Raw genomic sequence first — 26563 nt, 5'->3', positions numbered from 1 at the left:
CATCCGGAATAGCGGGGCTTCGGTCGTGCCGAGCAAAACACCCGGCCGACCGGCCCGCAACCGAACGGCCGGTTTCCTTACCCCGTAGGGGGTATCGCGGCTCTTTCGCGGGTGAAAGACGGCGATCGTGGTTTGAGGTCACGGCCACCGGGTAGCGGCGATTCCTTTCGCGCCCGCGCCCGGTCGGAACGGATATGAACCGCATTTCCCTGACCGAAGCCGCCCGCGAGGTCCTCGACGGCCCGCACACCGCGGTGATCGCGACGTCCAACGCCGACGGCCGGCCGCAGTCGTCCGTCGTCTTCGTGAAACGGGACGGCGACCACGTCGTCTTCAGCACGATCGAGGGCCGCCTCAAGACCCGGAACATGCGCCGCGATCCTCGGGTCAGCCTGCTGGTCGCGAGTGCACCCGGCCGCTACGTCGAGATCCGGGGGAGCGTCGAGCTCACCGCCGATCCGGAAAAGGCGCTGCTGCACGAAATGTACCGCCGGTACATGGGCGGGCAGACACCACCCCCGGAACCCGGTGCGCGGCGGCTGATCGTCCGGATCGTCCCCGAAAGGGAGTACCTCTGGCCGCCCGCGGCCTGAGGTCGTGGCGGTGCGTGAACCGCGCACCGCCACGATCCGTATATCGGGTGAGGACCGCCGTCCCCGCCGCAGGGGCCCGGCGGCCGATCCCTGTGAACCCTTGATGTGAGGCCGCGCCATGATGGGAACCACCGGTCTGCCGCACCCGCGGCGTGCCCGCCGCCGCACCCCGGACGGAGGTGCGGCGCTGCCCGACTTCGGCCTGCCGCGGGCCGCCCGGCGGCACGCCGTCGCGGGCGTGGTGGTGACCACCTTGGCCGCGCTCCTGGTGCTCTTCGCGTTCCTCGCACCGGACGACCTCAACTCGTTCTCGCCCGAAGCCCTGGTCCGCGTGCCGGTGGAAGGCCTGATCATCGCCGCGTTCGTGCTGGTCCTGCCGCCGCGGCCGCGGCGCGTCGTCGCCGTGCTGGCCGGGCTGGTGCTGGGCCTGCTCATCGTCATGAAGGCGCTCGACACGGGCTTCTACGCGACGCTGGAGAAGCCGTTCGACCCCGTGTACGACTGGAGCTTCTTCAACGCCGGCGTCGAGTTCCTCGCCGGCGAGATCGGCGACGCGGCGGCGTACGCCGTGCTGGCCGGGGCGGTGCTGCTCGCGATCGCCGTCGTCGTCTTCACGGTGCTCGCCATGCTGCGGCTGACCCGGATCGCCGCCGGGCGCCGGACCGGGGCGTCGCGGGTGGTGGCCGTGCTGGGCGTGATCTGGATCGTCTGCTCGGTGTTCGGCGTCGAGATCGCGCCGGGCCAGCCCATCGCGGCCCAGAACGCCGCCGCGCTGGCCTACGACGACCTGCGCCAGGTGAGCACGGACCTGCGGGAACAGCGGCCGTTCGGCGAGCTGGCCGCGGACGACGCGTTCCGGAACACCCCCGGCGACCAGTTGCTCGCCGGGCTGCGCGGCAAGAACGTGGTGCTCACGTTCGTGGAGAGCTACGGCCGGATCGCCCTCGACGACCCGGGCTTCGCCCCGAAGATCGGCGCGACGCTCGACGAGGGCACCGCGCAGCTGCGCGCGGCGGGCATCGGCGCGAAGAGCGCGTTCCTGTCGTCCTCGACGTTCGGCGGCGGCAGCTGGCTCGCGCACTCCACCGTCGAGTCCGGCATGTGGATCGACAACCAGCAGCGCTACAACAACCTGCTCGACAGCGACCGGCTGACCCTCGGCGGCGCGTTCCAGAAGGCGGGCTGGAAGACCGTCTGGGACGTGCCCGCGCACACCAAGGACTGGCCGGAGGGCCAGCGGTTCTACCACCCCGACGCCTACTACGACTTCCGGAACATCGGCTACAAGGGCCCGGGTTACGCCTACGCCACGATGCCGGACCAGTACACGTTCTCCATGCTGCAGCGCAACGAACTCGCGAAGTCGGCCCAGAAGCCGGTGATGGCCGAGGTGGACCTCGTCTCCAGCCACGCGCCGTGGTCGCCGCGGCCCTGGCTGGTCGACTGGAACCAGGTCGGCGACGGCTCGGTTTTCGCGCCGCAGCCGGCGGCGGGGGAGGCGCCGGAGTCCGTCTGGAAGGACCCGGCGAAGATCCGCGACGCCTACCGGGACGCGACCGACTACTCGCTGAAGACGCTCATCTCGTTCGTGCAGCACTACGGCGACGACAACCTGGTGCTGGTCTTCCTCGGCGACCACCAGCCGCCGGTGGTGACCCCGCAGGGCGCGGTCCACGACGTGCCGATCACGATCGTGGCGAAGGACCCGAGGGTGCTGGACCGGATCTCCGGCTGGGGCTGGACGGACGGCCTGCACCCGGCCGCGCAGGCGCCGGTCTGGAAGATGGACTCCTTCCGCGACCGCTTCCTGACGGCGTTCGCCCACTGATCGCGGGGTTTGCGTGAGCCCTTGGGCGACGGCATCACTCTTTGCCGTTCGTCCGGAGGCCCGGGCTAGCCCGGATGGAGCAGTGTGGTGACGTTCCGCTGTGCGGGGTTCACTGGCCCGATGAATTGCCGGTAATTCTCACGCGCTTCTAGGCTCCTTATGTCGGGGTTCTCCGCGCTGAGGAGTGGTCATGCGAAGGAAATTGGCGGCACTCGCCGTCGCAGTTTTTTCCCTGTTCGGTCTGACGGTCGGGACCGCGGCCGCGGCCGGCGGCGATTTCGCACCACCCGGCTGCTTCGGAGAGCGTTACGGTGTGCTTTTCGGGCAGGGGGTTTCCGTCAGCTGCTTCCCCGGTGAGGGCTACGGGTACCGGGTGATCGCGCACTGCACGAACGGCAGCGCCTTCTGGTACGTGGTCGGCGATTTCGTGCCCTACGGATTCGGCCCGGCCACCGCGGAATGCACCGGCGCGCTGCTCGTCCCGGCCCGGGTGTTCGGCTACCAGGTCGACGAGATCTGATTTCCCGCGCGCTTCCGCCCGGCCACCCGAAAGGGCGACCGGGCGGAAGCGCGCGTCTTTCCGGCGGTCAGGAAACGCGCCGGTCGTCCATCGCGTCACGGTCCCAGTCGATTCCGAGGCCGGGTGATTCCGGCGGCACCGCGTGCCCGTTCTCGACGGTCATTTCGGTGCGCGTGATCGCGCGCAGCTGCGGGATGTGCTCGACGTAGCGGCCGTTCGGGACGGCCGCGGTCAGGCTCACGTGCAGTTCCATCAGGAAGTGCGGGCAGACCTCGACGTTGAAGGCTTCGGCCAGGTGGGCGACCTTGAGCCACGGCGTGATGCCGCCGACCCGGGCGACGTCGGGCTGCACGATCGAGGCGGCGCCGCGCTGCAGGTAGTCGCGGAACTGCGCGATCGAGTACAGCGACTCGCCGACGGCGACCGGCACGGGCGTCGACGCGGCGAGGCGGGCGTGCCCGGACACGTCGTCGGCCGGCAGCGGCTCCTCCAGCCAGAACAGGTCCAGCGGCGCGAACACCGCCGCCCGCCGGATCGCCTCGGCGGCCGTCATCGACTGGTTGGCGTCCACCATCAGGTCGAACCGCGGGCCGACGGCTTCGCGGACCGCGGCGAGCCGCTCGAAGTCCTCGCCGGCCGCAGGCTTGCCGACCTTGATCTTGACGCCGCCCCAGCCGGCGGTCTCGGCGGCCTTCGCGCCCGCGACGAGCTCCTCGGTGCTCAGGTGCAGCCAGCCGCCTTCGGTGTCGTAGAGCGGAACCCGCGCGCCGAACCCGCCGGCGACGCGCCACAGCGGCTCGCCCGCTCGGCGGCACTTGAGGTCCCACAGCGCGGTGTCGACGGCAGCCAGCGCGAGCGACGTGATCACGCCGACGGTGGTGGCCCGGGTGGCGGCGAACAGGTCCCGCCAGATCGCCTCGACCAGCCGCGCGTCGCGGCCGACGAGCCGGGGGAGCAGGTGGTCCCGCAGCAGGGCGACGACGGAGCTGCCACCGGTGCCGATCGTGTACGAGTAGCCGAGCCCGCTCCCGCCGTCATCGGTGCTCAGCTCGACGAAGACGGTCTCCTGGGACACGAACGCCTGCACGGCGTCGGTGCGGGCCTGCTCGACCGCGACATCGACGAGAAATGCTTCGGCCCGCGTGACGACAGCCACCGATCCCCCTGACGTCGAATCCTATAGGAAATAGGATTCTGGCGTGGTGCGGGTGACCCTGTCAACGGGCCTCAACGCGGGTCGGTGTCACGGAGTTGAGAGCAGCGGCGTCGCAACCGGCCCTCGTGCGGTGCTGGCACTGCGTCGTGGGGTGGCGGCCCTCGCGCTGTGCTGACGCTGCATCGTGGGGTGGCGGCCTAGCGCTGTGCTGGCACTGCGTCGCACTGCGGGGGCGGCGTGGGGGTGGCGGCCCTCGCGCTGCGGGGGCGGCGCGGGTCGGTACCGACGAGCAGGGATGGCGGCGTTGGCATTGCGTCGCGCTGTGGGGCCGGTGCCGCGCAAGCAAGGACAGTGGCCTCGTGCGTTGTCGCCAACTCGTGCTGTGAGGCCGCCGTCGGGCGACGGGAAGGCGTCCACGCGGGGGACTGTCATGCACCTCTGCTGCCCTGGCGACTCTGGTTTCGGCCGGTGCAAGCAAGTCTGTGCTGTACTTGGTTCAGACCTTTTACAACGTTGTAACGGAGGTTGCCCGCCGCACGGCGCGGACCGGTAAAACCGGTTCGCGTCGTTTCCGCGCGCGAAGAAAAGCCTTGCAGGGCAAACAATCCAGACGTTCAGTCCGTAGTGGACAGTCGTTCGCTCCTGCTAACTCCGGACAGAAAACCGGACAATTCTGGACCTGGCCCGGACCCGCCCGCACACTCGGCGGACAGTGTGTTTCTTTCCCCCGTCCCCGGAGGAGTCCCATGCGTCGAAGAATCGCCCTGGCTCTCGGCGGCGCCGCCGTCCTCACCGCCAGTCTCGCCAGCAGTGCCCTCACCCCCGCCGTCGCGCAGGCGTCACCCGGCCTGATCGCCGCCATGCAACGGGATTTCGGCCTGACCGCCGCCCAGGCCGAAACCCGGCTGGGGCAGGAGATGACCGCGTCGCGGGTGCTGCCGGACGCGCAGCGCGCCGCCGGTGCCGCGTTCGGCGGGGCCTGGTTCGACCCCGCGCTCGGCAAGCTCGTCGTCGGCGTGACCGACCCCGCCGCGGCCGCCGCCGTCCGGCAGGCCGGGGCCGAGCCGACGACCACCACCGTCAGCGCGGCGAAGCTCGACTCCGCGAAGGCTGCCATCGACGCTTCGGCGAAGGCGCACCCCGCGCCGGCCGGCGTCAGCGGCTGGCGGACCGACGTCCGCACCGGCAGCGTCGTGGTCACGCTGCGGCCCGGCGCGCAGGGCGCCGACGTCGACGCCTTCGTCGCGCAGGCCCGGAAAGCCGGTCCCGTCACCGTGACGTCGACGCCGAAGGCCGAGACGTTCTCGGCCGGGACCGTCGGCGGCGACCCGTACTACATCAACGGCAACACCCGCTGCTCGATCGGCTTCTCCGTCAACGGCGGGTTCGTCAGCGCCGGCCACTGCGGCGGCGCGGGCAGCTCGGTCGTCGGCTGGGACGGCTCGGCGATGGGCACGTTCGCCGGTTCTTCCTTCCCCGGCAACGACTATTCGTTCATCCGCATCGGCAACGGCTGGTGGACCGCGCCGGTCGTGCTCGGCTGGGGCACGGTCAGCGACGCGATCGTCCGCGGCTCCTGGGTCGCGCCGGTCGGCACCTCGGTGTGCCGCTCGGGTTCGACCACGCACTGGCACTGCGGTGTCGTGGAAGGGCTCAACGAGACCGTCAACTACTCCCAGGGCGCCGTCTACCAGGTGACCCGCACCAACGTCTGCGCCGAACCCGGCGACTCCGGCGGCTCCTTCATCACCGGTGACCAGGCGCAGGGCGTCACCTCCGGTGGCTGGGGCAACTGCAGCTCCGGCGGCGAGACGTGGTTCCAGCCGGTGAACGAGATCCTGCAGACCTTCGGCGTCGGGCTCGTCACGGGCTAGCAGCAGCACGACGCCGGTCGCGGGCACCTAGGCTGGGCCGATGACCCCGCCACCGCTGCCCGCGATCGGCGTCGTCCGCACCGCCCGGACGGAGCTGGAGCACACGCCCGTCCAGGCGGCCGCGAACCGCGCCGAGGAAGGCACGATCGAACTCGACGCACGCTTCGCCGAAGGACTGGCCGGGCTCGCCGGGTTCGACTACGCGTGGCTGCTCAGCTGGCTGGACCGGCCCGACCGGCCGGGCGGCCTCACGCAGGTGCCGTACCTGCTGCGCCGCGAAGGCCGCCGGATGGGCATTTTCGCCACCCGCGGCCCGCGCCGGCCGAACCCGATCGGGCTGAGCCTCGTCCGGCTGCTCGACGTCTCGGGCACCACGATCCGGTTCGCCGGCGTGGACCTGCTGGACGGCACGCCGGTGCTCGACCTCAAGCCGTACGTCACCCGGTTCGACCGGCCGCCCGGCGACCCGGCCTGCGGCTGGTTCGACGCCGTGGACGTCCCCGAAGGCGTCACCCCGGCGCGGCTCGCGGAGGAGCCCGGTTAGCTCTTGAGCAGGCTCGCGAACCACGCGCCGAGCACCTGCTGGACGTCGGCGCGGGTCCGCGCCGGGTCGTCCGCCGCGGCGATCATCCGGGCCGCTTCCATCACCGCGCTCAGCACCAGCTGCGCCAGCGCGGGGACCGGCAGCTTGACGATCAACCCGTCCGCGCGCGCCTGCTCCAGCACGCGGACGATCAGGCCGAGCCCGTACTCCGCCTCGATCTCGCGCCAGACGTCCCAGCCGAGCACGGCGGGCGCGTCGGTGAGGGAGATCCGGCGGACGTCCTCGCGCAGGCACGCGTCGAGGAACACGCCGAGGCCGAGCGCCATGCCGGTCAGCGGGCCCGTGCCCTGGGCGAACGCGGCGCCGACCTCGTCGGTCAGCTCGCGTTCCAGCTCCTCGACGACCGCGCGGAACAGGCCCTGCTTGTCGGCGTAGTGGTGGTACAGCGCGCCGCGGGTGACGCCCGCCGCGCGGGTGATCTCGTCCGCCGGCACGGCCTGGTAGCCGCGGGTGGCGAACAGCTCGCGCGCGGCGGCGACCAGGGCGGCCTTCGTGCCGGCGGAACGGTCCTGCTGGGTACGTCGCACCCGCCTAATCTGCCATGACACCCGCGAACTCGACGACGTGGCGGGCCAGCACGGCGGGCTGGTCCTCGGAGACGAACGTGTAGGAGTCCGCGATCTCGACGAGCTTCGCGTCGGGCAGCAGCGCGGCGAGCCGGTGGGCGAGGCCGATCGGGAACAGCTTGTCCTCGGCCGCCCAGGCGAGCAGCACCGGCCGGTCGAACGTCCGCAGCGCCTCGGCCGCGGCCAGCGTGTGCCGCGGGTGCACGTCCCGCAGCAGCTTGCGCAGGTCGCGCCGCACCCCGGCGGACTTCCGCAGCGGCGCGAGGTAGGCCTGCGCGACGTCGTCGGGCAGCGGCCGCTTGACCACCCAGCCGAACAGCATCGGCAGCGGGTAGAGCGCGCGGAAGCGCAGCAGCTGGCCGAGCACGGCCATCGAGCCGGGGATCCGCGCGATCACCGGCAGCGGCTTGAAGATCGGCGGGAAGAAGTACTCGAAGCAGTCGGACGGCGTGAGCACGACCCGCCCGACCCGCTCCGGGCGGCGACTGAGCAGGATCTGCGTGAGCGCGCCGCCGGTGTCGTTCGCGACCAGCGTGACGTCGCGCAGGTCCAGTGCCTCCAGGAAGTCCGCGATCACATCGGCGGCCCCGGTGGGGGAGAGGTCGGCGTCCGCGCGCATCGGGAGGTCGTGCGAGCCCAGCGGCAGATCCGGGGCCAGGCAACGGAACCCGGCCGCGGCGACGTCCGGCACGACCTTCCGCCACAGCTCCGCGTTCGTCAGCACACCGTGGACGAACACCACGGGGGCGCCGGCGCCCCGCTCGAAGTACCGCACCTCGCCGGCCGGCAGCCGGACCCGGTGCTCCCGACCCAAGGATTCGCTTCGCGTCATGCCGCCAGGTTACATACGTACAGCATGTATGTAAATGAGATGGCTCAGTGGCGGTGACCGCGCGTGAGCACCGTCAGGAATTCACGGGAACCGCGCCGGGGTTGGTGAGGCCGGGTGCGGGGCGGCTGGGGTGTTGGCGGTTGTTTGGGTGACGGGTGTCTGCTGCGGGCTCCCTCGCCGAGTACCCGGAGGCCTTGATGAGCCCGTCCCGCCCGCCCGCCGGTTTCGACCGCCGTTCCCTGCTCAAGGCCGCCGCCGGGACCGGGATCGCCCTGGCCGGCAGCGTCGTCGCGCTGGCGGCGTTCCCCGGGGTCGCCGCGGCCTACTCGTGGCCTTCCTCGCTGCGGTCCGGCTCGACCGGCGCCGCCGTCACGGAACTGCAGATCCGGATCGCGGGCTGGGCCGCCGACGGGCCCCGGCAGACCTACGTCGCCGTCGACGGCGACTTCGGCCCCGGGACCGAGGCCGCGCTGAAGCGGTTCCAGGCCGCCAACCACCTGACCGCGAACGGCATCGCCGACGCGGACGACTTCGCGGCCCTCAACGCCCTGGAATCCTCCGACGGATCGACGTCGCACTTCGAATTCAGCGAGTTCACGTCGAGCGACGGCACCGGATTCGGCGGCGGCAAGGTGGGCGCGGCGACGGTCAAGGAGAACGTCCGGCGGCTGATGTACAAGCTCGAAGCCCTGCGGGCGAAGGCGGGCAACCGGGCGATCACGATCTCGTCGGGGTTCCGCAGCGTCGCGCACAACCAGGCGATCGGCGGCGCGTCGAACAGCATGCACGTCTACGGCACGGCGGCGGACGTCTACGTCAGCGGCCTGAGCACGCGCCAGGTGTACGTCCTGGCCGAGGCCTGCGGGTTCTCCGGGCTGGAGCGCTACACGCTCTCGGACGCGCACCAGCACGTCGACAGCCGCATCGAGTACGCCTACGGCTCGCAGAGCTGGTGGTGGGAGAGCGGCACGGTCAGCTGAGGTGAAGGGTGATGCCCCCGGGCGAGGCTTCGGGGAAAGGTCGGATCCAGGGGCATCACCACCCGCGGGACAGCTGACACGATGTCCCGCGGTGCAACCACCCTACGAACCCCGGGGCCGTCCGACCAGGGCCTCGATGCGGTGTCGAAGGTTTGTCGCCCGGTCGGTCACCAGGCCCACGGAGAGTGGGTCTTTCGTGCTGATCGAGCGTCGCTCGCGCTCGCTTGACCGGCCGCTCGTTCGCGCCTAGCCTTAAGTTGAAACTTCAACCGATTCGCGCGCGCAGCACGGGCCAGGAGAGCCGATGTCGATCTTTCGCCTGAACCACGCCGTGTTGTACGTCCGGAACGTGGCCGAGAGCGTGGCGTTCTACCGGGACCTGCTCGGCTTCGACTACATCGAGGGCGGCGACGCGCACCGCGGCGCGGCCTTCCTGCGGGCCCCGGGCTCGACCAACGACCACGACCTCGGTCTGTTCGAGCTGGGTGCGCACGCCGCGGACTCGGGCGCCGGGCAGACGTCGGTCGGGCTCTACCACCTCGCGTGGGAGGTCGACACCCTCGGCGACCTCGACCGCATCGCCGGCCTGCTCGACGCGGCGGGCGCCCTGGTCGGCTCGTCCGACCACGGCACCACGAAGTCGTTGTACGCCAAGGATCCCAGTGGGATCGAGTTCGAGGTCGTCTGGATCATCCCGCGTGAGCTGCTGACCGACGCCGACCGCGACAAGAGCAAGGCCACCGGGCGGCTGGACCTGGCGCGCGAACTGGCGAAGTACGGTGCCGACGCCCGCAGTGGCGTCGGCATCTCCCGCCCCTGACTCAGGAAGCGAGCTCGTTCGCCCGGACGCGGTTGCGCGCCGGTGCCGAAGTCCGGTGCAGCGCACGAAGATTGCTCAACGCGAAGCGGCCCGGGCCGACGAACGCGACCGCCAGCAGCGCCCAGCAGAACAGGGTCGCGGCCTCGCCGCCGTTCTGGATCGGGAGCAGCCCGTCCGGCAGGTGCACCGTGAAGTAGGCGAACGCCATCGAGCCCGAGCCGAGCACCGCGGCGGCGCGCGTGCCGAGCCCGACGCAGACCAGCACGCCGCAGACGAGCTGGATCACCGCCGCCCACCAGCCCGGCCACGCCCCGACGGCGGCGGTCGTCTTCGCGCCGAAGACGCCGAACAGCGTTTTGGCGCCGTGGCAGGCGAACAGGAAGCCGATCACGATGCGGTAGAGCCCGACGACGTGCTCGCGGGCCGGGGCCAGACGGTGCATGGTTCCTCCGGGAGGCGGGTGCGGGCGGCATCCGGCGGGCCGGCGGTGGGGCCGGCCATTGCGGATTCGGTACGACCAGATATACCGGCCCGTCAGGATTCGCCACACCCCCCGAAAGTCGCGTCAGGACATCACTCACGAAAATGTGTTCCGCTGGCCGGGTTCGCCCGCATTACCGCGTCGGCACCTTGCGGGGCAAGGAAAATCCCGGAGTTCCGGCATGTGGCCAGTCTGGTCCAGACCAGTTAGGCGCGTGGTCCGCTCGGGGTTTCGAGAATGTTTCCGGCTCTTTTCGGAATCGTCCCGGACTGGGCCTGACGGATCAGTGCCGCGACCCGTTCGGCGTCCGGGATCGCCCACAGCTCGGGGGTGAACGGCACCCAGGCGCCCTGGTGCGGCGTCCCGAGCAGGCGCCACCTGACTCCGAGGGGCGTGCCGAACGTGACGGTCCCGGTCCCGGTGCCGTCGTCGCCGACCCGGGCCCGGGCCGGCTGCAGGCGATTGAGCCACACCCAGCGGAACTCCGCGCCGGTCGGCCACTGCGCCACGAAGACGATCCGCCGGTCGGTCACGAAGTACGTCTCGACGTCCAGGCGGGCCCGCCGGTTCCGCAGGCGCGGGCCCCAGGCCGCCCAGAACGCGAACACGGCAGCGGACAACAGGCTGAGGTACCGCCCGCTCATCCAGTCAACGACGACGAACCCGCCGACCAGGAGCACGGTGCCGAAGAGCAGCACGTAGTTTTCGTAGAGCCAGTGGCGGCGCACCACCGGCGCGCCCGCCCAGAGCACGCGTTCGCCGGCCTGCAACGGATACGGTTCCATGTCGTCCTCCCCAGACGTCGGGGAGTACACGCTCGAGGGCCGTGACCGGTTGCGTCCCGCCCGCGTTCGGCCCTTTGCGTGGTCCGGGGCGGGCACTAGCGTGACAACCATGCGGAGGAAGGGCGCCCGTGCTTGAAGGCATCGGGCTGGAACTGCGGAACCGGCAGGCGAGCGCGCTGGTCGTCGTGACCGGGCGGCTCGACATCACCGGCTACCCCTTCCTGCGCGACGGCCTCCTCAAGATCGCCGCGGAAAGCCCGCCGAGGCTCATCGCCGACATCGACGACCTCGTCCTCGAACGGCACTCGCCGAGCCTGTTCCCGTTCGTCGCGACCCGGCTCGAACGCTGGCCGGGCATCCCGTTCTCCCTGGTCACCCGCCAGCCCGCGCACGTCGAGGCGTTCGACGCGTTCGGACTGGACCGGTTCGTCCCGGTGCACGCCGACGTCGAAACCGCCGAGCGGGCGCTGCCCCACCCGATCCGCCGCCGCGCCGAGCGGACCCTCGCCCGCGGCGAACAGGGCGTCGCGCAGGCCCGGGCGTTCGTCAGCGCGCGGACCCGCGAATGGGGCGTCCCCGCGCTCGAATACGACGGCACGCTCATCGCGGCCGAGCTCACGGACAACGCTTCCCGGCACACGACGTCGCTCCCGGGCCTGCGGCTGGAGCTGCGTCAGGAGCTGCTGACGATCGCGGTGAGTGACGACGACCCGCGGCCCGCGGTGCTGGTGGAGCGGCCCGACCTGCTCGAGCCCGGCCTGGGCCTGCGGATCGTCGCGCAGACCGCGCGGGCCTGGGGGAGCAGCAAGCGGTGGACGGGCGGCAAGGTCGTCTGGGCCGTGTTGGCCACCCCGGAACGCCGCCGCTCGGGGACGCTCGGTCCCTGAGCTCCTCCGCGGATCTCGAATTGATCGACGCGCCACCTCGAAAGCATGATCGTCGCCCTCTAAGGTGGCTCCATGGTGGACGAAGAAGTCGTCTCGGAGCGCATCCGGCAGGTCGCCGCCACCCTGGCGGGCCGCGCGGGGGATCTCACCGGTGAGCTGGTGCAGCTCTACGCCGCCGAACTCCCGCAGCTGGTCCACGACGACGAGCGCATGGTGAGCCTGCTGACCGCGAGCGTCTACCAGAACATCGAGACCGGGCTGCAGATCTTCCAGCACAGCATCGACCCCTCCCACGTCGAGGCGCCGGCCGCCGCCCTGGAGTACGCGCGGCGCCTGGCGCAGCGGGGCACGCCGGTGTTCGACCTGATCCGGGCCTACGAGCTGGGGCAGGCGGCGATGCTCGACTTCGGGTTCCAGGAGTGCACCCGCCAGGTCGGCGAAGCGGAGCTGCTCGGGGAGATGATGCGGCGGCTGCTCAAGGTCGTGTTCGGGTTCGTCACCCGGGTGACCCGGCAGCTGGTCGCGGTCTACCAGGACGAACGCGACCGGTGGCTGCTCAACCGGAGCGCCGCGCGGGCGGCCAAGGTGCAGGACCTGCTGGGGGAGAACCGCGGCCCGCTCGACGCCGCTTCGGTCGACGCGGCCGAGACGGTCATCGGCTACCGCCTGCGCGGCACCCACGCCGGGATGATCCTCTGGCACACCGGCTCGGCGGACGACGTCCTGTCCGTGCTCGAGGCGGTCGCGGTCGCGGTGCTCGGCCGCGTCCAGGACCACGGCCGCCCGCTGTTCGTGCCGCGCGACGAAGCCAGCGCGTGGGTCTGGCTGCCGCTCGGCGCGGACGTCACGATCACCCGCGGCTGCCTCGACGAGGTGCTGGCGGCGGCCGGACCCGGCGTCCGGGTGACCGTCGGTGACCCCGCCACCGGCGTCGACGGCTTCCGCGACACCCACCACCAGGCCCTGCGGGTGCACGCGCTGGCCCTGGCGGCCGGTGAGCACTGCGACCGCGTCCTGACCTTCCGCGAGGTCGGCACGATGGCGCTGATGACGTCCGACCTCAACGCCGCCCGGCTGTGGGTGACCAGCACCCTCGGCCCGCTGAGTGCCGACGACGAGCACTGCGACCGCCTGCGCGAGACCCTGCTCGTGTTCCTCGCGACCGGCGGCAGCTACACCGCGGCGGCGGCCGAGCTGACGATGCACAAGAACTCCGTGCAGTACCGCGTCCGCAAGGCCCAGGAGCTGCTGCCGCGGGCGCTCGGGGTGAACCGCCTGGACGTCGAGCTCGCGCTGAGCCTGTGCCACCGGCTCGGCGCCGCCGTGCTGGCCGCGACCTGAGGTTTTGGTGCCCCGGACCACCAGCGGCGAAGATCGTTGGGTCCCCGGCACGAAGTCTTCGCCGGATCTTTCCCCTACCTTTCGATCATGGGTGAAAACGGTGGGATGCTCGCACTGGTGCGGCTACGCCGAGGCGTCGTCGGCGAGAGCAGACGCGTCTGTCACCTGATCCCCGTCCCGCCCGCCGGCGCGGTGCCCGAGTGCCTGACGGCGCTGTGCGGCGAGCCGATCCGCCCCGGCGAGGCCGAGGTGCTGGACGGCCTGCGCGGGATGCCGTGCCACGCGTGCCTGATGGCGCACACGCCCGCGAGCGGCGGGCTGCTGGCGAACGCGGGCTAGCAAGGGCCGGCACGGCTCTGGATCGATTTCGTGAAAATGCCACGCCGTACCGTGCGGACACTCCTTTTCCGCGGCGGGAGTCGGTGAATATCCGACCGCATGAATGACATTCCGTCGGCGTTGCAGGGAGTAGCCGTCCGGGTGTCCACTGTGGTCGGCAGTGCGGCGTAAGCCGACGTTCCGGACGCGCGGCGCTGTCGATCACGTGGGAAAACCCCACGTCGTGGCCCGGATCGATAGTCCATTCGGCCGAACTCTGCGGATTACGTATCCACAGCGGACGTCGTGAGCTTTAACCTTGCGTGATTCTTCACCATGAATCGCACTGGGGAGTGAGATGAAGTCGACGTCACCGCTTTGGCTGCCGCGCGCCCATTCACGGTCGGAACGGGCCCTCCTCGAGCGATGACGCAAGCCGGCTGCATCAGACGTTTCGAAGGAGTCGCCCGGCAGTCGCCCGACCGGATCGCCGTCGTCGAGCACGACGCGGTGGTGAGCTACGCCCGGCTGGCGGGGCTCGCCGGCGGGCACGCCGCACGGCTGCTCGACGCGGGCGTCCGGCCGGGCGACCGGGTCGGGCTCGTCACCGGGCACGGCACGCGGGCGATCGCCGCGATCCTCGGCACGCTCGCCGCCGGGTGCGTGTACGTCCCGCTGGACCCGACGTTCCCGCGTGACCGCCTCGCGCACCAGGTCGGCGCCGCCCGCGTGTCGGCCGTGCTGGCCGACGCCGAGCACGTCGAGCTCGCGGAGGCGTTGTGCCGCAACGGGTCCGCCCGGGTCGTCCCGGTCGGGTCGGAAACCGCGCCGCTGCCGGTCCCCGACCCGGACCCGGACACGCCCGCCTACGTGCTGTTCACCTCCGGCTCCACCGGGACGCCGAAGGCGTTCGCCCAGACCCACCGCAACCTCCTGCACGTGGTGGACAACCAGATCGCGAGCCTCGGCATCACCGCGGCGGACCGGCTGAGCCTGCTGGCGTCCTTCGGCTTCGACGCCGCGATCCCGGACCTGTACCCGGCGCTGCTGACCGGCGCCGCCGTCGTGCCGGTGGACCTGCGCGTCCACGGCGTCGCGCACGCCGCGCGCGAGCTGGCGCGGCACGAGGTGACGGTCTACCACTCGACACCGACGGTCTACCGCCACCTGCTGGACAGCTTCGAGGGCGACTTGCCGTCGGTCCGGACCGTGCTCCTGGGCGGCGAGCCCTCGACCTACGCCGACGTCCGCCGCGGCCGATTCGCCGACGGCTGCGTGTTCGTCAACGGCTACGGCGCGACCGAGGTGACCTTCGCCGCGCACCACCGCCTGACCCAGGCCGAGGTCGACCCGGACGCCACCGGCCCGCTGCCGATCGGGGTGGCGCTCCCGGGCTACGAGCTGACGGTGCTGGAAGGCGGCGAGCTGGAGGTCCGGAGCGAGTTCCTGGCCGAGGGGTACCTGGACCGCCCGAGCCCGGCGTTCGGCTTTTCTTCGGACGGGCTCCGCACGTACCGCACCGGCGACCTGGGCTCGGTCCTCCCGGACGGGAACCTGGTCTGCCTCGGCCGCCTGGACCGGCAGGTCAAGGTGCGCGGGTTCCGGGTCGAGCTGACGGAGGTCGAGGCGAAGCTCGCCGAATCACCCCAGGTGGCGGAGGCGCGAGCGATCGTCCGCGACGGCGAGCTGCTGGCGTACGTGGTCCCGGCGCCTGACGCCGACCCTGATCCGGCCGTCCTGCGGGCCGCGCTCGCCGAGGCCTTGCCCGCCTACGCCGTGCCCTCCGCGGTGGTCGTGGTGGCGGCGTTCCCGCTGACCGTCACCGGCAAGCTCGACGAGGAAGCGCTTCCGAACCCGCGGCCGTCCGCGCCTGCCGAGATCTCGCCGATGACCGAGGACGAACAGCGGGTCCACGCGATCTGGCGCGACGTCCTCGGCCACGCGGGCTTCGGCGTCACCGATGCCTTCTTCGACGTCGGCGGGCACTCCCTGCTGCTCGGCCGCGTCCAGCAGCGGCTCGCGGCGGCGTTCGAGACCGACGTCCCGCTGCTCGGCCTGCTGGAACACCCCACCGTCGCGGCGCAGGCGGCCTACCTCGGCGAGTCCACTTCGGACAGTCCGCGGGCGGCCGAGCCGTCGTCCGATCCCGACGGCAGCGACCTGATCGCCGTCGTCGGGGTCGCCTGCCGGTTCCCGGGTGCGCCCGACGCGCCCGCGTTCTGGTGGAACCTGTGCGCCGGGGTCGACTCGATCCACGACCACACCGACGACGAGCTGGCCGCCCTCGGCATCGGGCCCGGCCTGCGCGGCGACCCGGCGCACGTCCGTGCCGGTGGCCGCCTGGACGGGGTCGAGGACTTCGACGCGGAGTTCTTCGGCTTCACCGCCGACGAAGCCGCCCGCACCGACCCACAGCATCGGCTCTTCCTCGAGACGGCGTGGCGGGCTCTCGAGGACGCGGGCCGCGACCCGGCGCGGGAGACCGGCCCGGTCGGCGTCTTCACCTCCGCCGGCGTCAACCGCTACTTCCTCTTCCACCTCTTCGGGAACCCGGCGGTGACCGGCGACGTCGACCCGGACGACTGGGAGGGCCGGCTGCTCGGCCGCCAGCTCACCGACCACCTGCCCGGCCAGGTCGCCTACCGGCTCGGCCTGACCGGGCCCGCGCTCGCCGTCCAGAGTGCCTGCTCCAGCTCGCTGGCCGCAGTGGGCCTCGCCGCCCAGAGCCTCGCCGAATACCGCTGTGACCTGGCGCTCGCCGGGGGAGTGAGCGTCACCTGGCCGCGCTACCGCAGTGGCGGCCTCGCCTCGCCGGACGGCCGCTGCCGCGCGTTCGACGTCGCGGCCGAGGGTGCCGGGTTCGGTTCCGGCGCGGGGGTCGTGGTGCTGCGGCGGCTGGCCGACGCGCTCGCCGACCACGACCACATCCACGCCGTGCTGCCCGGCTGGGCGACGACCAACGACGGCCCCGACCGCGCGGGGTACGCCGTGCCGGGCGCCGCCGGGCAGGCCGCCGCGGTCGCCGAAGCCCTCGCCGTCGCCGAGGTCGACCCGGCCGAGGTCCGGCTGGTCGAGGCCCACGGCAGCGGCACACCCCTGGGCGACGCGATCGAGGTCGCCGCGCTGAACCGCGTCTACCGGGACGTCCCGCCCGGAACGTGCGCGCTCGGCTCGGTCAAGACGAACATCGGGCACCTCGACGCCGCCGCCGGGGTGGCCGGGCTGATCAAGACCGTGCTTGCGGTGCGTCACGGCGTGATCCCGCCGAACCTGCACTTCACCGCGCCGCACCCGGAGGTCGACCTCGCCGGCGGCCCCTGGTACGTCCCGGTGAAGGCCGCCGACTGGCCGGACGCGGAACGCCGGGTCGCCGGGGTCAGCTCGTTCGGGATGGGTGGCACCAACGTCCACGTCGTCGTCGAAGAGGCGCCGGCGGCCGGGCCGCGGGTCACCGCCGACGGCCCGTACGTGCTGCCGGTGTCCGCGCGGGACCGGAAAGCCTTGCGCGAAGCGCTTTCCCGGCTGCGCGACCGGCTCGCGGACGACCCGCCGCCCCTGGCCGACGTCGCCTACACCCTCGCCGTCGGACGCCGGGAGTTCGCGGCCCGCGCCGCCGTGGTCGCGACGACCGCCGCGGAGGCCGTCGAAGCCCTGGACGTCCTGCTGGCGGAGGGGACCGACGTCGCCGGGCCACCCGGTGCGGCGCACGAACTGGCCGTGCGCTGGGTGAGCGGCGGCGACGTCGACTGGGGCGCCCGGCACGACGGCGCGGAACCGGGCCGGGTGCCGCTGCCCGGCTATCCCTTCCAGCGCAGCAGGTTCTGGATCGACCCGCCGGTCACGGGTGACCACCCGTGACCGGCACCAGCCCGGCCGCCACCGCGGCCCCGGGCAGCACACCGAACTGGGGAGTTCACCGTGACCGACACGCTGCCCGTCGCGGGCACGCACGGCCCGCCACAGTCCTATCCGGACACCACGGTCGCCGGACTGATCCTGGAGCAGGCCCGGCGGACGCCGGACGCGCTCGCCGTGCGGCAGGGCGGAACGCGGCTCACCTACGCTGAGCTGGCCGCCGCCGCCTGGGGTGTCGCGGCCTTGCTGCGCGAACGCGGCGCGGGCGTCGAAACCCGGGTCGGCGTGTGCGCCCACCGGCGTCCCGCGCTCGTGGCGACGGTCCTCGGCGTCCTGCTCTCGGGCGGCTGTTACGTGCCGCTCGAACCGGGCGGCCCGCGGGCCCGGCTGACCGGGATCGCCGCCGACGCCGGTGTCACGCTCGTCATCGGCGACGCCGCCGTCGCGGAATTCGGCGCGGTGGAGGGGATCGAGGCCCTCGACGTCCCGCCGCCGGGTTCGCCGGGAAGCTGCCCGGCCACCCCGGACAGCACCGCCCACGTGCTGTACACGTCCGGCTCGACCGGGCGGCCGAAGGGCGTGCTGACCAGCCACCGCAACGTCGTCGCGTTCGTCACCGGCTTCGCCGGGCGCCTCGGTGTCGGCCCGGGCACGCGCACGCTCGGCATCTCCTCACTCGGCTTCGACGCGTTCACCATGGACGTCTTCGTGCCGCTGACCTGCGGTGGCTCGGTGCAGCTGGCCGGCTCGGCCGACCGGGCCGATCCCGAACGGCTGCGCCGGTTCGTCGTCGAGCACGACGTCGACTGGGGCTTCATCACGCCGACGTTGCTCGCCATGCTGGACCCGGCGGACGTGCCGGGCTGGCGGACCGTGGCGTGCGGCGGGGAGCCGGTGCCGGCCGAACTGGCCGCGCGCTGGCTGCCCGGCCGCCGGTTCTTCCACGTCTACGGCCCGACCGAGACGACCGTCGTCGTGGTCACCGACGAGGTGACCGGCGTGCTGGCCGACCCGCTGCCGCTGGGCACGCCGACGCCGAACCACCGTGCGCACGTGGTGGACGCCGACCTGCGGCCGGTCGCGCCGGGCGAGGTCGGCGAGCTGCTGATCGGCGGCCCGGGGGTGGCCGCCGGATACCTCGGCCGCCCGGAGCTGACCGAGCAGAAGTTCGTCGCGGACCCGTTCACGCCGGGCGAGCGGGTCTACCGCACCGGCGACCTGGCGCGGCAGCTGCCGGACGGCCGGCTGGAGTTCGCGGGCCGCGCCGACCGCCAGGTCAAGGTGCGCGGGCAGCGCATCGAGCTGGGCGAGGTGGAGGCCGCGCTGAGCACGCACCCACGGGTGGACGCGGTTGCGGTGGAGGCGGTCGCGGGTCCGGCCGGCACCCGGTTGGTCGCGTTCCTCACGCCGGCTTCGGTGTCGCCGGGGGTGGCGGTTGCCGGTTCGAGCGGCGCCGGGGCGATTGCGGATTCGGTGCCGACGGTCGCAGGTTCGAGCGGCGCTCATGCGAGTGCGGCGTCGGAGCCCTCGGATGGGGCAGTTGCCGGTTCGGGCGATGCTGGGGTGAGTGCGGCGTCGGTGTTGACAGGCGGGGTGGTTGCAGGTTCGAGCGGCGCTCGCGCGAGAGCGGCGTCGGTGTCGCCGGGCGTGGCGGTCGCCGGTGCGCGACCGATTGCCGCTTTGGCGCTGTCCGGCGCGGCTGCAACCGCGCTGCCTTCCGACGAGGACATCCGGGCGAATGACCGGCTCACCGAAGCCATGCGCCCGGCCGTGATCCACTGGCTCGACGCCCTCCCCGTCAACCCCGTGACCGGCAAGATCGACCGGCCCGCCCTGCGCGCCCTGGCCGAACGCCAGACCCCGGACGTGCTCGGCGAGCCGGAGACGCCCGTGGCCCAAGCCGTCGCGCAGGTATGGCGGAAGGTGCTCGGTGCCGGAGCGGGGCCTGACTTCTTCGCCTCCGGCGGTGACTCGATCGCCGCGATGCGGCTGGTTGCGGCTCTGCGCGCGGACCTGGCCGCCGACGTCGCCACCGAGGACGTCCTGGCCGGGCGGACCCTCGACGGTGTTGCCCGGCGGGTGGCCGCCGCCGCTCCGCTGACTGGGCCCGGACTGACCACCGGGCACGCACCCACGCTGTCCCCGCCGCAGCGGCGCCTGTGGTTCCTGGACCAGCTCGCGCCGGACGCCGCGCCCTACAACATAGCGATGGCCTTTCGGCTGTCCGGGCAGCTCGACAAGGCACAGCTGCGCGCCGCGCTGAGGGCGGTGGCCGAGCGGCACGACATCCTGCGCTGGCGGATCCGGCCCGTCGACGGCGTCCCGCAGGCCGAATGCCTTCCCGCGCAGGACATTCCGCTGCCGATCACCAGCCTGACCGAGCCGTTCCTCGACGACCGCCTCGCCGTCGACGCGGCGACCCCGGTGCACCTCGACCGCGAGCCGCCGTGGCGGGTGCGGCTCTACGAACTCGGGCCAGACGAGCACGTGCTCGGCTTCACGCTGCACCACGCCGTGTTCGACGGCTGGTCCCAGGACCTCCTGTGCGCCGACCTCTCCGCGGCTTACGCCGGTGAGCCGCAGCCGCCGCTCGTCGCGTCCTATGCGGACTACGCGGCGTGGCGCGCGGACCGTGACAGCCGCCGCGAGGCCGTCGACCTCGCGTGGTGGAAAGAACACCTCGCCGAGGCTCCGTCCACAGTGGACTTGCCGCGCGATCGGCCACGCCCGGCCGTGCAGACCTACCACGGCGCGAGCGTGCACCAGGTGTTCCCGGACGGCGCCCCCGACGCCGTCCGGGAGCTGGCCGCGCGGACCGGCACCACCCAGGCCGGGGTGCTGCTGGCCGCGTTCGGGCAGCTGCTGCACCGGCTCACCGGCGGCGACGACCACCTCGTCGCCACCGTCGTCGCCGACCGGCAGCTGCCCGAGACCCAGGACGTCGCCGGGTTCTTCGTGGACATCGTGCCGGTGCGGCTGCGGGCCGACGACGACGCGGACTTCGCCACCCACGCCCGGCGCGGCGGGGCCGAGCTGCTGGCCGCGACCGCGCACCCGGCGGCGTCGATCGAGCAGCTCGTCACCGCCCTCGGCGTGCCCCGCGATCCCGGCCGGGCGCCGCTGGTGCAGGTGATGGTGAACGTCCTGAACTTCAGCGAGCCGCGCCTGGAGCTGCCGGGCGTGCGGGCGGGCTGGCTGCCGGTCGCGAAGCCGGGGTCGCCGTTCGACCTGACCGTCTACGTCCTCGGCCACGGCGTCGAGCTGCTCTACAACCCGGACCTGTTCGACGCCGCCCGGATGACCGCGCTCGCCGCGGACTACGCGGACCTGCTCGCCGGCCTGGCCGCCGCGCCGGACGTGCCGGTCGGGACGTGCCTGCCCGAGACGCCGCGGCCTGCGGTGCGCACCGCGGCGCCGGGCGCGATGACCCGCGCGGAACCCGTGCCTGATCCGGTCGTCGTCGACGTCGCGGCGCTGGCCGCGACCGAGGCGGTGATCGCGCAGGCCTGGCGAGAGGTCCTCGGCGTCGCCAGCGTGGGTGTCACCGACAACTTCTTCGACGTCGGCGGCCACTCGCTCGCCCTGATGCAGGTGCACGCCCAGGTCACCGCGCGGCTCGGCCGCCGCATCCCGGTCGTCGAGCTGTTCAGCCACCCCACCGTCCGCGCGCTCGCCGCCCACCTCCACGCGGCGAGCGAGGCCAGGCCCGACACCGCGCTGGCCCGCGCCGCCGAGCGGGTCGCCGCCCGCCGGGGACGCACCCCGTCCAGAAGACCCCGCCGCCCGGCCGCCACGAACGGCCACGAACAGGAGCGCCACCAGTGACCCACGACCTTGAGAGCGGCGAACCCGCAGCCGAGCCGATCGCGATCGTCGGGATGGCCGCCCGCGTCCCCGGCGCCGGCGACCTCCGCCAGTTCTGGCGCAACCTCGTCGACGGCGTCGAGTCGATCAGGCCCGCCACCCCGGAGGAGCTGCTGGCCCGCGGCGCCGACCCGGAAACCCTCGAGGATCCCAGCTGGGTCAACGCCACCACGGTCGTCGACGGCTTCGACGAGTTCGACGCCGAGCTGTTCGGCATGACCAGCCGCGAAGCCGAGATCACCGACCCGCAGCACCGGGTGTTCCTCGAGGCCTGCCACTCCGCCCTCACCGACGGCGGGTACGACCCGGCCCGCTACCGCGGCGCGATCGGCGTCTACGGCGGTTCCGGCCGGACCGGGTACCTGATCGAGAACCTGCTGCGCAACGACCGGATCATGGCCTCGCAGCACGGCGGCATCGGCATGTCCACCGGCAACCAGCCGAGCTATCTGACGACGTCGGTGTCCTACAAGCTCAACCTGCGCGGCCCGAGCCTCGCGCTGCACACGGCGTGCTCGACGTCGCTGGTCGCCGTGCACCTGGCCTGCGAGGCGCTGCGCAACGGCGAATGCGAGATGGCGCTGGCCGGCGGCGTGAACCTGGAGATGCCGCACGGCATCGGCTACATGGGCGTCGACGGCTTCACCTCGCCCGACGGGCACGTCCGCGCGTTCGACGCCGAGGCCAACGGCACGGTCTGGAGCAGCGGCGTCGGCGTTGTGCTGGTCAAGCGGCTGGCGCAGGCCATCGAAGACGGCGACCACATCCGCGCGGTCGTGCTCGGCAACGCGATCAACAACGACGGCGCCACCAAGGTCGGCTTCTCGGCGCCGAGCGTCGCCGGCCAGACCGAGGCGATCGCCCAGGCCGTCGGCATGGCCGGGGTCGACCCGCGCACCATCGGGTACGTCGAGGCGCACGGCACCGGCACCGCGCTGGGCGACCCGATCGAGGTCACCTCACTGTCCACTGTGTACGGCCACGGCGTGCCGGACACGGCCTGGTGCGCGATCGGCTCGGTCAAGTCGAACATCGGGCACCTGTCCCAGGCCGCCGGGGTGGTGGCGCTGATCAAGACCGTGCTGGCCATGGAACACGGCCTGATCCCGCCGACCATCAACTACACCGAGCCCAACCCGGGCATCGACTTCCCGGCGAGCCCGTTCTACCCGGCGCGCACGGTGACGAAGTGGGAGGCGGGTGACGCCCCGCGCCGGGCCGGTGTCAGCTCGTTCGGCGTCGGCGGCACCAACGCCCACGTCGTGCTGGAGGAGGCGCCGGTCCCGCAGCGCCGCCGCCTGCCGCACCCGGCGCACCTGCTGCGCGTCTCGGCGAACACCCCGGACGCGCTCGCGGTCGCCGTCGAGCAGCTGGCCGACCGGCTGGCCGGGGACATCGACCTGGACCTCGCCGACGTCGCGCACACCCTCGCGGCCGGGCGCACCGAGTACGCACACCGCGCGGCCGTCGTCGCCCGCGATCCCGAGGACGCCGTCGACGGTCTCCGCGACGCACGTCGCCTGGTCACCGCCCGAGCGGACGAGCTGAAGGTCGCGTTCCTGTTCTCCGGCCAGGGTTCCCAGTACGCGGGGATGGGCGCGGAGCTGTACCGCAGCGAGCCGGTGTTCGCCGCGGCCGTCGACGAGTGCTGCACCCTCGCGGGCATCCCGGAACTCAAGGAGCTGATCCTCGAACGCGGCGGTGACACGAAACTGCGGGAGACGCGGTACACGCAGCCCGCGCTGTTCGTCGTCGAGTACGCCCTGGCCCGGCTGTGGCGCAGCTGGGGCGTCCGGCCCGGCGCGATGATCGGCCACTCGATCGGCGAGTACGTCGCCGCGACCGTGGCCGGGGTGTTCACCCTGGCCGACGTGCTGAAGCTGGTCGTCCGGCGTGGCGAGCTGATGCAGTCGATGCCGTCCGGCGCGATGCTCGCGATCCAGCTGGACGAGGACGCCGTGACGCAGCGGCTGCCCGAAGGCCTCTCGATCGCCGGGGTCAACGGGCCGGGGACCTGCGTCGTCGCGGGCCCGTCCGACGTCGTGGCCGACTTCGGCGCGCGGCTCAAGTCCAGTGGCGTGCAGTGCCGCGAGCTGGTGACGTCACACGCGTTCCACTCGCCGATGATGGACCCGATCCTGGCCGAGTTCACCGAAGCCGTCGCTGCGGTGCCGCGCTCGGCGCCGTCGCTGCCGTTCCTGTCCAACCTGACCGGTGACTGGATCACCGACGCCCAGGCCACCGACCCCGGTTACTGGGCCGCGCACCTGCGTCAGGCCGTCCGCTTCGGCGACTGCGTCCGGACGCTGTTCGCGGGCGGCGAGCGGTGGGCGCTCCTCGAGTGCGGCCCGGGCCACCAGCTGGCCGGGCTCGCCCGCGGCCAGGTGCCGAAGGGCCTGCCCGCGCCGCAGCCGAGCCTGCCGGGCCGCACCGACCGCGAGGGTGACGTCGAGACGCTGTACGCGGCCGCCGGTCTACTGTGGACACACGGGCTGGCCCTGGATTCCGTGACGTCCGGGCACCGCGTGCCGCTGCCGGGCTACCCCTACGCACGCAAGCGGTACTGGGTCGATCCCGACCCGGCTGGCACGGTCGCGGAGCCGGTGAAGCCGAGCGGGCCGTTGCCGCTCGAAGAGTGGTTCGCCGTGCCGTCGTGGCGGCAGGCCGGGCCGGAGGTGCGGCGCGAGCCGTTCGCGTCCTGCCTGGCGTTCGTCGACGACGACGTCCTGCCCGGCCTCCTGCGCGACGCCGGTGTCGCGGTCACCGAGGTCCGGCCGGGCGAGCGGTTCGCCGCGGTCGACGGCGGGTTCACCGTCCGGCCGGGGGAGCGCGCGGACTACGACGAACTGGTCGCCGCGCTCGGCACCCGGCCCGAACGGGTCGTGCACGCGTGGGCGCTGGGCGGCACCGAAACCGGGATGGCAGCGCAGGACCGAGGCTTCTTCAGCGTGCTCAGCCTGGTCCAGACCTGGGCCGAGCCGCTGCGGATCGACGTCCTGAGCGCCGGCACCACCGACGTCACCGGGACCGACCTGACCCGCCCCGAACACGCGACGCTCGCCGGGATCGCCCGCGTGCTGCCCCTGGAGCAGCCCGGCACGATCGTGCGCCGGATCGACGTCGAGACGCTGTCGCCCGAGGTCGTCGCCGAGCTGTCCGCGCCGGCGGACGCCCACGCCGAGGTCGCGCTGCGCCGCGGCCGCCGCTGGGTGCTCGACCACACGCAGCTCACGCTGCCCGAAGCCGAGACGCCGGTCCTGCGCGACGGCGGCCGTTACCTGATCACCGGCGGCACCGGCGGCATCGGCATCACCCTCGCCGAGGACTTCGCCCTGCGCGTCCGGGCGAAGGTGATCCTGTTGTCCCGCAACGGCTTGCCGCCGCGCGAGGAGTGGGACGCTCACCTGGCCGCGCACGACACCGACCGGCTCGGCCGCGCGATGCTCGCCGTCCGGCGGATGGAGACGGCCGGTGCGGTGGTGCACGTGCTCGCCGCCGACGTCACCGACCCCGCGCGGCTGCGCGAGGTCCGGGAGCTGGCCGAGCGCGAGTTCGGCGGGCTGGACGGGATCGTCCACGCGGCCGGGCTGCCCGGTGGCGGTGTCGCCGAGGTCAAGGAGCGGGCGTCCGCCGAGACGGTGCTCGCGCCGAAGATCGGCGGCACCCTCGCGCTGGCCGAGGTGTTCTCGGACCTGCCGATGGACTTCGTCGCGCTGTGCTCGTCGGTCACCTCGGTCTCGGGGGACTTCGGTCAGGTCGACTACTGCGCGGCCAACAACTTCCTCGACGCCTACGCCCGTGGTGACCACGGCTGGCTGGCCCGGGTCGTCGCGCACGACTGGGGTGGCTGGGACGAGGTCGGCATGGCGGCCGAAGTCGAAGCGCCGTCGTTGATCCGGTCGACGCGCGAGCAGGCCGACGGTCCGGTTTCGCACCCGGTGCTGACCACGCGCACCGCGGGCGGCGTCCACGGGCTCGTCTCGGCAGCCGGGCACTGGCTGCTCGACGAGCACCGGATCGCGGGTGTGCCGGTGGTGCCCGGGACCGGGCACCTGGAGACCGTCCGCGCCGCCGTCGAGGCGGCGCTGCCGAAGCCGGCCGACGGCCACGTCGTCGAGCTGCGGGACGTCGTCTTCCTGGAGCCGTTCTCGGTGCCGGAAGGCGCGGTCGCCGAGTACCGCGTCGGTTTCGACGGTGACGCCTTCACCGTGACGAGCCGCGTGGCGGGCGTGACCAAGACGCACGTCCGGGGTTCCGCAGGCTGGGTTCCGGCGCCGAGCGTGTCCACAGTGGACCTGGACGCGATCCGGGGCCGGACCGCGGTGCTCGACGACGGCCACGGCTTCGGCACCGGCCGGACCAGCATGGTCACCTTCGGCCCGCGCTGGGCCGCGCTGCGGACCCACCACCTGGGCGAACACGAGGAACTGGCGTCGATCGTCGCGCCGGACGCGGCGGCCGGCGACACCGGCTGGGGCCTGCACCCGGCGCTGCTCGACATCGCGACGGCGTTCGGCCGCGGCCGGGGCAGCGGTACCTACCTGCCGATGAGCTACGGCCGGGTGGTCGTGCACGACGTCCTCCCGGCGAGCTTCCACAGCCACCTGCGCTACCGGGATTCCGGTGGTGACCAGGTGATCTCCGCCGACCTGACGCTGTGCGCCGACGACGGGCGCGTGGTGGCCGAGATCGAGGACTTCGTCCTGCGCCAGGTCGACGAGAACGCCGTCAGCGGTGGCCTGGCGTCGAAGCCTCCTGCGGTCGCGGCGACGTCAGCCGGGATCCGGCCGGTCGACGGCGCCGAGGCGTTCCTGCGGGCCCTGACCCCGGGGCTCGGCGGCCAGGTCGTCATCAGCACCCGCCCGGTGCGGGACCTCTTCGAGCGTCGCGTGACGGCCGAAGCGCTGGTGGAGAACGAAGAGGTCGTGGAAGTCGCCGCCCCGCTGGCCCAGGACGACTACGTCGCCCCGCGCACCGACCTCGAAGCCGAGATCGCCCGGCAGTGGGCCGAAGTTCTCGGCGTCGAGCGCATCGGCGTCCACGACGACTTCTTCGCCCTCGGCGGCAACTCCCTGGTCGCCATCCAGCTCATCGCCCAGGTCCGCAAGACCACCGGCGCCCGGCTGGCGATGAAGACGCTGTTCGAATCCTCCACGGTGGCCACCCTCGTCGAGCGGATCGAGGAGCTGCGCGCCGACGCGGCACCCGTCGAAGAACCCGCCGCCACCACCATCCCCAAGCTCGAGCGCTGAAGCAGGA

The 26563-nt window shown here is 72.8% G+C and carries 18 protein-coding genes; 13 read left to right on the top strand and 5 right to left on the bottom strand.

Going from position 1 to position 26563, the window contains the following annotated elements:
- Window positions 1-194: 194 nt before the first annotated feature.
- The 3 genes from VA596_RS18590 to VA596_RS18580 all read left to right on the top strand — a co-directional run bounded on the left by VA596_RS18590 (window position 195) and on the right by VA596_RS18580 (window position 2941).
- Window positions 195-593: a PPOX class F420-dependent oxidoreductase gene (locus VA596_RS18590; protein ID WP_323328775.1), complete on the top strand. Its 399-nt coding sequence runs from the start codon at window positions 195-197 to the stop codon at window positions 591-593.
- A 118-nt stretch (window positions 594-711) separates the two neighbouring features.
- The gene (locus VA596_RS18585) at window positions 712-2421 is read left to right on the top strand and encodes an alkaline phosphatase family protein (protein ID WP_323328772.1); all 1710 of its coding nucleotides are present in this window, start codon (window positions 712-714) and stop codon (window positions 2419-2421) included.
- Window positions 2422-2611: 190 nt separating this feature from the next.
- Complete coding sequence (locus VA596_RS18580; protein ID WP_323328770.1) at window positions 2612-2941, top strand: hypothetical protein; 330 nt, start codon at window positions 2612-2614, stop codon at window positions 2939-2941.
- 67 nt (window positions 2942-3008) lie between these two features.
- On the opposite strand, the gene VA596_RS18575 is transcribed toward VA596_RS18580, so the two are convergent.
- The gene (locus VA596_RS18575; RefSeq protein ID WP_323328768.1) at window positions 3009-4097 is read right to left on the bottom strand and encodes a mandelate racemase/muconate lactonizing enzyme family protein; all 1089 of its coding nucleotides are present in this window, start codon (window positions 4095-4097) and stop codon (window positions 3009-3011) included.
- 746 nt (window positions 4098-4843) lie between these two features.
- On the opposite strand from VA596_RS18575, the gene VA596_RS18570 reads away from it, so the two are divergent.
- Window positions 4844-5971, top strand: coding sequence for a S1 family peptidase (locus VA596_RS18570; RefSeq protein WP_323328766.1), 1128 nt, complete (start codon window positions 4844-4846; stop codon window positions 5969-5971).
- Between the two features lie 40 nt (window positions 5972-6011).
- Complete coding sequence (tsaA, locus tag VA596_RS18565; RefSeq protein WP_323328764.1) at window positions 6012-6515, top strand: tRNA (N6-threonylcarbamoyladenosine(37)-N6)-methyltransferase TrmO; 504 nt, start codon at window positions 6012-6014, stop codon at window positions 6513-6515.
- On the opposite strand, the gene VA596_RS18560 is transcribed toward tsaA, so the two are convergent.
- Window positions 6512-7102 carry a TetR/AcrR family transcriptional regulator gene (locus VA596_RS18560; protein WP_323328762.1) on the bottom strand — a complete coding sequence of 197 codons (591 nt, stop codon included), beginning with the start codon at window positions 7100-7102 and terminating at the stop codon, window positions 6512-6514. The two genes, tsaA and VA596_RS18560, sit on opposite strands and share 4 nt — an antisense overlap.
- A gap of 4 nt (window positions 7103-7106) precedes the next feature.
- Window positions 7107-7973, bottom strand: coding sequence for an alpha/beta fold hydrolase (locus VA596_RS18555; protein ID WP_323328760.1), 867 nt, complete (start codon window positions 7971-7973; stop codon window positions 7107-7109).
- A gap of 155 nt (window positions 7974-8128) precedes the next feature.
- On the opposite strand from VA596_RS18555, the gene VA596_RS18550 reads away from it, so the two are divergent.
- Window positions 8129-8953, top strand: a complete 825-nt coding sequence (locus VA596_RS18550) for a D-Ala-D-Ala carboxypeptidase family metallohydrolase (protein WP_323328758.1) — start codon at window positions 8129-8131, stop codon at window positions 8951-8953.
- Between the two features lie 304 nt (window positions 8954-9257).
- On the top strand, window positions 9258-9773 hold the full coding sequence (locus VA596_RS18545; protein WP_323328756.1) for a VOC family protein: 516 nt from the start codon (window positions 9258-9260) through the stop codon (window positions 9771-9773).
- A gap of 1 nt (window position 9774) precedes the next feature.
- On the opposite strand, the gene VA596_RS18540 is transcribed toward VA596_RS18545, so the two are convergent.
- Together VA596_RS18540 and VA596_RS18535 are read right to left on the bottom strand one after the other, a co-directional pair.
- Window positions 9775-10215: a DoxX family protein gene (locus tag VA596_RS18540; RefSeq protein ID WP_323328755.1), complete on the bottom strand. Its 441-nt coding sequence runs from the start codon at window positions 10213-10215 to the stop codon at window positions 9775-9777.
- Between the two features lie 245 nt (window positions 10216-10460).
- Complete coding sequence (locus VA596_RS18535; protein ID WP_323328753.1) at window positions 10461-11039, bottom strand: hypothetical protein; 579 nt, start codon at window positions 11037-11039, stop codon at window positions 10461-10463.
- A 128-nt stretch (window positions 11040-11167) separates the two neighbouring features.
- Between VA596_RS18535 and VA596_RS18530 the strand changes: the two genes are divergently transcribed.
- From VA596_RS18530 to VA596_RS18505, 6 genes are all read left to right on the top strand, one after another.
- The gene (locus VA596_RS18530; RefSeq protein ID WP_323328752.1) at window positions 11168-11926 is read left to right on the top strand and encodes an ATP-binding protein; all 759 of its coding nucleotides are present in this window, start codon (window positions 11168-11170) and stop codon (window positions 11924-11926) included.
- A 72-nt stretch (window positions 11927-11998) separates the two neighbouring features.
- Complete coding sequence (locus tag VA596_RS18525) at window positions 11999-13267, top strand: PucR family transcriptional regulator (RefSeq protein ID WP_323328750.1); 1269 nt, start codon at window positions 11999-12001, stop codon at window positions 13265-13267.
- 87 nt (window positions 13268-13354) lie between these two features.
- Entirely contained in the window at window positions 13355-13606 is a 252-nt protein-coding gene (locus tag VA596_RS18520; RefSeq protein ID WP_323328749.1) for a hypothetical protein, read from the top strand.
- 405 nt (window positions 13607-14011) lie between these two features.
- Entirely contained in the window at window positions 14012-17443 is a 3432-nt protein-coding gene (locus VA596_RS18515) for an AMP-binding protein (protein WP_323328748.1), read from the top strand.
- A 60-nt stretch (window positions 17444-17503) separates the two neighbouring features.
- Window positions 17504-21265, top strand: a complete 3762-nt coding sequence (locus tag VA596_RS18510) for an amino acid adenylation domain-containing protein (RefSeq protein ID WP_323328746.1) — start codon at window positions 17504-17506, stop codon at window positions 21263-21265.
- On the top strand, window positions 21262-26556 hold the full coding sequence (locus VA596_RS18505; protein WP_323328744.1) for a type I polyketide synthase: 5295 nt from the start codon (window positions 21262-21264) through the stop codon (window positions 26554-26556). Before VA596_RS18510 ends, VA596_RS18505 begins: the two co-directional genes overlap by 4 nt.
- Window positions 26557-26563 lie beyond the last annotated feature (7 nt).

The sequence above is a fragment of the Amycolatopsis heterodermiae genome (assembly GCF_034929455.1).
In the GTDB taxonomy this organism is placed as follows: domain Bacteria; phylum Actinomycetota; class Actinomycetes; order Mycobacteriales; family Pseudonocardiaceae; genus Amycolatopsis; species Amycolatopsis heterodermiae.
The sequence above is the reverse complement of the archived record's forward strand: the minus strand, read 5'-3'. Positions and strand labels throughout refer to the sequence as shown.